This window comes from Patescibacteria group bacterium (assembly GCA_041653535.1).
Taxonomy (GTDB): Bacteria; Patescibacteriota; Patescibacteriia; order JACRDY01; family JACRDY01; genus JBAZFH01.
Window position 1 is genome coordinate 1 of the sequence record JBAZFH010000011.1, and the last position, 7371, is coordinate 7371.

Sequence of the window (7371 nt, forward strand, 5' to 3'; positions counted from 1 at the left end):
CAACGATACAATCCGGTTTAACCGGTTTAAGAATAATTTATGTAAACTACGTTTTTGAAAGGGACGAGTTACGCGATTTGACACAGTCCTTTCATAGATGACATATATCGGTACAACTTTTATTGTTCTCGCTTTTTTACTTTTTTTTAAATATACCGGTTCTTTTGACTTCGCGACGGTAAAATTTAATGTTGCCCTTATTCCTTTGCCGATAAAAAACGCTATTTTTATTTTTGCCCTCGTTGGCCTTGGTACAAAAGCCAGCATCATACCCTTCCATATTTGGCTTCCGGCCGCTCATCCGGCCGCCCCTTCCCATGTTTCAGCCCTAATGTCCGGCGTAATGATAAAAACCGGCATTTACATGATAATCAGACTTTTTCTTGACGTGCTTCAACCCATACCGGCTTGGTGGGGACTTACGGTACTTGCTCTCGGCTCAATATCCGCCCTGCTGGGGGTCTTGTATGCGCTCACCGAACATGACATAAAAAGGCTTTTAGCCTATCACAGTATTGAAAATATCGGCATTATTTTACTCGGTCTTGGCAGCGCGCTTACTTTTTATTCGCTTGGCATGCCATCGCTTGCCCTGCTTGGTCTTGCGGCGGCGCTTTTCCATACACTCAATCACGCCATCTTTAAATCTCTGCTTTTCTTAAGCGCTGGTTCAGTTATCAATGAAATGCACACCGGGAATATGGAAGAATACGGCGGACTCATTAAATATATGCCCCAAACAGCAATGTTTTTCCTGATTGGTTCAATTGCAATTTCCGCCCTGCCGCCGTTTAATGGCTTTTTCAGTGAGTGGCTGACATTTCAAACCATTTTTCAGGGAATAGCCCGATTACATTCTTCTTCACAATGGATTTTCGTCGTAGCCGCGGGATCGTTGGCAATTACCGGCGGTCTGGCGCTCGCTTGTTTCGTTAAGGCTTTCGGCACGACATTTCTTGCCCGCCCCAGAAGTGCGGAAGTGGCGCATGCCAAAGAATCCGCATTATCTATGCGCATAAGTATGGGGACTTTGGCGCTATTATCGCTTTTGTTTGGAATATTTTCCGGCCCCGTAACCATTTTACTTGAAAAAATAAGTAAAAGTTTCACTATTTTCCAAAATGTTACTTCGCTTGTTTCTGTATCTTCCCGTCAGAGTTTCAATGTCGGAAACGGTTTCGCTTCAGTTTCCGCCCCGGTGCTTTTCGGTTTTCTCGTTATTGCTATTTTCCTTACGACGTTTATCGTCCGCTATCTGGTTAATAAAAATCAAAAGGTTACAATCGGCGGCACATGGGATTGCGGCACCGATTTAACCCCGCGTATGGAAATAACCGCCACCGGATTTGCCAGGTCAATTATTCTTATTTTTAAAAATGTCCTGAAACCAAGTATTCAGCACGAAATTGAATACCGTGACGATGAAAGCAGGTATTTGCCGAAATCCAGAGAGGTTACTTTAAGCGTGGGCAACATATATCACTCATATTTTTACCGGCCAATGCAAACGATGATTCACGAATTATCCTTACGGGCAAAAAACATTCAAAGCGGAAATATCAATGCCTACATTTCCTATATCTTTATCGCACTGGCGATTGCATTATTTTTAGTGCTATAAATTATGAATATTATTGTTTGGATAATTCAACTTATTTTTGTGCCGGCAATTTCCCCGCTTTGTGTCGGCATTATTAAAAAAATAAAAGCCAGGCTGCAAAATCGTCAAGGGGCAAGTATCTTCCAACCATATAAAGATTTATGGAAACTACTACATAAAGACGAAATAATAAGCAAAGATGCCTCATGGGTCTTTAGCTGCGCGCCAATCATCATATTTGCCGTGACTCTTGTTGTCGGCGCCAGTATTCCTCTTTTTTCCTCCCTTGTTAATAATGTTTTGACAAGCAACCTGCTCGTTATCGTTTACACACTTTCTATCGGCACATTCTTTCTGGCGTTGGCCGGTATGGACACGGGCAGCGCTTTCGGAGGATTTGGATCCAGTCGGGAAATGACTATTTCCGCGCTGGCGGAAGGCGGACTTATTTTTTCACTTTTAACAGTCGGGCTTGTAGGCGGCACCACCAATCTATTCGCGATTTCCAACGCTAATATATTCGCGTCCAGCCAGTCTTTCCTGTCTATCTTGTTGGCATTTTGCGGGTTTTTTATTATCCTACTTGCCGAAACGGCAAGATTTCCTTTCGACAATCCGGATACTCACCTGGAATTGACGATGATTCACGAAGCGATGATTTTGGAATATTCAGGAAAGAAATTAGCGCTGATGGAATGGGCGTCAGCCAACAAACTGGTCATTTTTGTTGCTTTGGGATCAAACCTATTTTTCCCTCTGGGCATTGCGCAAAGTTCTGATATAAGCGCCGTGACCACCGGCATCGTTGTTTTCATCATAAAAATGCTTATTTTTTGTGCTACAATTGCTATTCTTGAATCCAGCATGGCTAAATTCAGATTTTTTCGCCTGCCGGACCTCTTAATAACTTCATTTATCCTTAACGCAGTGGCTATCGGACTTATCCGTTAATTATGGACATTTCATTCTTACAGTTTTTACTAGGTATAATGTTTCTGACTGTTATTTTTTTGCATCTTGCCAAAAAGAACTTTACGGCTGCAGTTGCGTATGGCATTCAATCCCTGATGATTTGCCTTGTTTTTCTCAATTCTTTTTTTGAAACCGGCAATATATACACATATATCGTGGTTTTACTCAATCTTGTCGTTAAGGTAATTTTAGCCCCATTGTTTTTTATCCGTTTAATTAAAAAACACGCCTTGTCATTTTCCGTGAATACCTATCTCAACACACCATTCACGCTCATCTTTATTGCCGTGTTGACTTCAATCGCCCACTCTCAAAAATTTTTGCCGCTGACGGGTATCGTCCCCACCCACCAGGCGTTGTTGTCAATCGCGCTTTCATCCATATTCCTCTCGCTCTTTTTAATTATCAACCGCAAAGGAGCAATATCGCAGATTCTTGGGATTCTTTCCTTGGAAAACAGCATCGTGGCTTTTATCGTATTCGCCGGCCTTGAACAAGCGCCAGGACTACAAATAGGAGTAATATTCAATATTTTTGTTTGGATTATCATTGCAACCATATTTGCGTCTATGGTCTATAAACATTTCGGGTCGCATGATGTTACTTCCATGAAAAACTTAACGGATTGATACTATGGAATTAATACTTCTAATTACAATATTAATAGCTGCGGCGCTGATAAATATATCAGTTAAAAACAGAATTGTTATTGAATTTCTTTCTGTCGGCGCCTCCATTGTTGCTTTCCTTGGATCTACTATCATAGCGTTAAAGGTTTCCGATTTCGGAATTTATTCTCCTTCGGTCTTTTTCTCGGTTGATTCGCTTGGGGCGATTGTTATGCTTATTATTGCCCTGGTCGGTCTTGCCGCTACCGTTTATTCCGTCCAATATCTCCGGAGAGAAACTGCCCAAAATATCATCGGATTTACCAGGGTAAAGCAATATTTCGTCCTGCTGGACCTTTTTTTAGCGGCGATGTTCTTAGCGGTAACAACCAGTAATCCGATTTTTGCCTGGATCTCCATCGAAGCAACAACGCTTTCCACCGCTTTCCTCATTAGTTTTTACAATAAACCGGCAGCCATGGAGGCGGCCTGGAAGTATCTGATCATCAATTCGATTGGTTTGCTGCTGGGTTTCTTAGGAACACTTTTGTATTTCACTTACGTAAATTCATTACCCGGAAACGGATTTGCCGACTGGCAATTACTGACTGCAACTGCCGCATATCTTAATCCGGCGCTTGCGAAAATCGCATTTATTTTTGTACTCATCGGTTACGGAACCAAAATCGGACTTGCGCCAATGCATACGTGGCTGCCTGATGCGCACAGCAAAGCGCCGATACCTATCAGCGCGCTGCTTTCAGGGGTGCTTTTAAATGTTGCGTTCATCGTAATGCTGCGATTTAAATTAATCACCGACGCATCCATCGGTCCTGATTTTTCCCGGCAACTACTAATTGTTTTTGGTCTGCTCTCGGTTGTAGTTGCGTCACTGATTAACTTCACTCAAAAAAATTATAAACGCCTGCTTGCTTACCACAGCATTGAAAATATGGGCATTGCGACTCTTGGGTTCGGTTTTGGCGGATTGGGAGTTTATGCCGCAATGCTCCACATCATTTATCATGCCCTTATAAAATCCGCGCTCTTTTTATCTTCCGGCATAATATTTTTAAAATACGGTTCCACGAGGATCGCCAAAGTGCGAGGGATTATCACCACCCTGCCGGTTACCGGCGTATTATTTTTAATCGGATTTTTTATCATTACCGGTACGCCGCCGTTTGGAATGTTTTTCACAAAAATACTTGTCTTTTCCGCCGGCATAAAAACATATCCCACCGTAACCATTGTCGCCTTATTTTCGGCGGCTATATTATTTATTTCGTTCTTTCATCATGCCACCACGATGGTGTTTGGAAAAAAACCGCCGGAAATAAACCGGGGGAAAGAAAACGCCTGGCTTACTTTTCCGCCGCTCGTGCTTATTGCCGTTGTTTTTTATTTAAGTTTTTCTCTCCCGCCATTTTTGTATAAGTTAATTACCAACGCTGTTTTACAATACTGACATGAGCAAAGAAAAAATAGAACAATATCTTCCCGAAAACGCAAAATTTGAATTTTGCGATAACACCGCTGTTTTTGAAATTCCGGTTTCGCAAATAAAAGAAACCGCCGAAAATTTACACGGCCGTAAAAATCTTTCGCTTAAACTCATTACCGCCACAGACGAAAGGGAAGAAAACGGGTGTTTTAAAATCTGGTATGTTTTTGGCGCACCGAAAGCGAATACATTTATCATCCCCTTCATTCAATTAAGAAATACGACTGAATTCCCTTCATTGACTCCGGTAACCCATAAAGCGTGGAATTACGAAAGAATGTTACAAACATTTTTTGGCCTTACGCCGGTCGGCCATCCGGATTCAAGACCGATCATGCTTCATGAAAATTGGCCGAAGAATGTTTTCCCGCTAAGAAAAGACTTTGATTGGAAAACAAGACCGAAAGAAGCCGGCGGAGAATATCAATTCCAAAAAGTAGCCGGTGAAGGAATATATGAAATCCCGGTTGGTCCTATCCATGCCGGCATTATTGAACCGGGGCATTTTCGATTTAGCGTTGCCGGAGAAAGAATTGTGCTTTTAGAGCCACGGCTTGGTTTTGCACACAAGGGCAGCGAAAAATTGTTTGAAATTCTCCCGCTCAATGATAAGGTGCATTTATCAGAAAAAATTTCCGGCGACAGTTCCTTCAGCCATTCCCTGGCTTTTTGCCAGGCATTGGAGCAATTAAACAACAGCATCGTACCGAAAAGAGCACTCCATTCGCGAGTCATATACGCCGAATTAGAACGACTGGCAAATCACTTCGGAGATATCGGAGCAATTATGCTGGATACGGGTTTTAATTTTGGCGGTGCGCATGGCGCGCGGCTGCGGGAAATGGTTTTACAAATAAACGCACGAATCACAGGAAACAGGTTTTTGCGCAGGGTCAATTCAATTGGTGGAGTAACAAAAGACATTGACGGCAAAGAAAAGAATGAATTATCCGGGGACCTTAAAAATATACTCAAAGATTTTTCCGAAATTATTGCGGTAGCGGAAGACAACACATCACTCTTGAATCGTCTTAAGGGCACCGGAGTGCTTTCCTCAGGAATCGCCAAAGACCACGGCGTTGTGGGAATTGCGGGAAAAGCGGTTGGATTAGAAAATGACGCGCGCGTTGATTATCCGTACGCGGCCTACGATGAAATTACCATCGGAAAAGTCCCGACGGAACAGAGCGGAGATGTATATGCGCGCTTCCGTATTCGCATTAAAGAATCATACGCGTCAATTAAGATTATTCAAGAGGTGTTACGCGTATTGCCGGAAGGACATATCGACATACCCAATCTTGACATTGCGTTCAAAAAGAACGCCATTGCGGTAGGTATTGTTGAAGGATGGCGGGGAGAAATTATATATTTCGTGACAACAGATTCGGCTGGAAATATTAGCAGGGTGGCTGTGCGTGACCCTTCTTTTGTTAATTGGGCTGTTCTTAAAGACGCCGGATTTGACAATATAGTACCGGATTTTCCTTTGATTAACAAAAGTTTCAATTTATCTTATTCGGGAAATGATTTATAGCAACTTCATATATTTATAGGCCAAAATCACTTTTGGGATGGCTTACGGGACGACGTTAGAACCTGTTTGATGGATAATCCTGACATAATATTATCTGTTTTTTCAATTTTTTATTACTGAAACCAGCCGAAATGTTGCGACGTTAATAAAAAGACAATCGCAAGCACAAAAAATACCAGCAGTCCCGCTCCGATAGTTTTATATGTATTGAGATGCGGCGCAAGAAAAATAACCGTAAGCATATAAGGAACCCACGCAACCAAAGTCCCGGTAAGAACCAATTTGGCATGTTGACTTAAGGCAACGCCGCCTCGCGATGCACCTATAAAAAAATAGGCGATAAGGGTGAAAACCGGCACCATGGTTGCTAAACCGGATAAGAGCCTTAGCCCACTTCCTTCAAGAAGTACGATGAGCGTAGTGATAACGCCCCCGGCCAGGAAATAGATTGGAACATTTTTGAGGTCCATATTAATATTATATAACAAAAATATCGTATAAATAAACAAGGGATTTAATTTATGGAGCGGCGATTGAAATGGCTAACGGGAGTGGCTACACTAAAACTTCATTACTTAAAATTCGGCCCACTCAATTTTCAGCGAAGTAATCTCATCTTTCAAGGTTGAGATTGCCGCGTCAAAATACGTTTCTCGCAATAAAATTAAAATTTGGGTGGCTAACGGGATTCGGCTGTCTCGGCTTCACTGCGCCTCGACTAGGCCACCCGCTGCCACTGCTCCTTAATCAGTCGCAGCAGCTTACTTCGCTCCCCTCGAATCCCCGTTTTCAGCGCGGGTTTAACAGGGTGGCTAACGGGATTCGAACCCGTGCTAAAGGAGCCACAGTCCAGTGTGCTGCCACTACACCATAGCCACCATTTTCAACCTCTATTTTAGCACTGAAAAGACAATTACTTCAACAGACGAGATTGCGGGAGGGGGCGTAGCCCCTCCCCTACATTAGCGACCCTTAAAGGGTCGCACTACGTAAAACGAGATTGCCGCGTCGCACAGCACACTCCTCGCAATGATATTATGAAAGGACTACCTCCAGAGTTCTGATTAATGTTACAATCAGTCCCAAAATACAAGGAGGCAGCCCTATGGAACAAGGATACCATATCGGTATTGATTTGCACAAAAGATTT

The 7371-nt window shown here is 42.8% G+C and carries 6 protein-coding genes and 1 tRNA gene; 5 read left to right on the forward strand and 2 right to left on the reverse strand.

What is annotated here, in order from left to right; all coding sequences use genetic code 11:
• Positions 1–97 precede the first annotated feature (97 nt).
• The 5 genes from WC310_05625 to WC310_05645 are packed head-to-tail and all read left to right on the forward strand — an operon-like array spanning position 98 to position 6221.
• Positions 98–1621 (forward strand): proton-conducting transporter membrane subunit, encoded by a 1524-nt coding sequence (locus WC310_05625; protein ID MFA5359261.1) that lies wholly within the window; start codon positions 98–100, stop codon positions 1619–1621.
• Positions 1622–1624: 3 nt separating this feature from the next.
• Positions 1625–2551: an NADH-quinone oxidoreductase subunit H gene (locus tag WC310_05630; protein MFA5359262.1), complete on the forward strand. Its 927-nt coding sequence runs from the start codon at positions 1625–1627 to the stop codon at positions 2549–2551.
• A gap of 2 nt (positions 2552–2553) precedes the next feature.
• Positions 2554–3201, forward strand: a complete 648-nt coding sequence (locus WC310_05635) for a hypothetical protein (protein MFA5359263.1) — start codon at positions 2554–2556, stop codon at positions 3199–3201.
• 4 nt (positions 3202–3205) lie between these two features.
• Positions 3206–4648: a proton-conducting transporter membrane subunit gene (locus tag WC310_05640; protein ID MFA5359264.1), complete on the forward strand. Its 1443-nt coding sequence runs from the start codon at positions 3206–3208 to the stop codon at positions 4646–4648.
• Between the two features lies 1 nt (position 4649).
• The gene (locus WC310_05645; GenBank protein MFA5359265.1) at positions 4650–6221 is read left to right on the forward strand and encodes an NADH-quinone oxidoreductase subunit C; all 1572 of its coding nucleotides are present in this window, start codon (positions 4650–4652) and stop codon (positions 6219–6221) included.
• 113 nt (positions 6222–6334) lie between these two features.
• On the opposite strand, the gene WC310_05650 is transcribed toward WC310_05645, so the two are convergent.
• Positions 6335–6691 (reverse strand): GlpM family protein, encoded by a 357-nt coding sequence (locus tag WC310_05650; protein ID MFA5359266.1) that lies wholly within the window; start codon positions 6689–6691, stop codon positions 6335–6337.
• A 337-nt stretch (positions 6692–7028) separates the two neighbouring features.
• A tRNA-His gene (locus WC310_05655) sits at positions 7029–7099 on the reverse strand.
• Positions 7100–7371 lie beyond the last annotated feature (272 nt).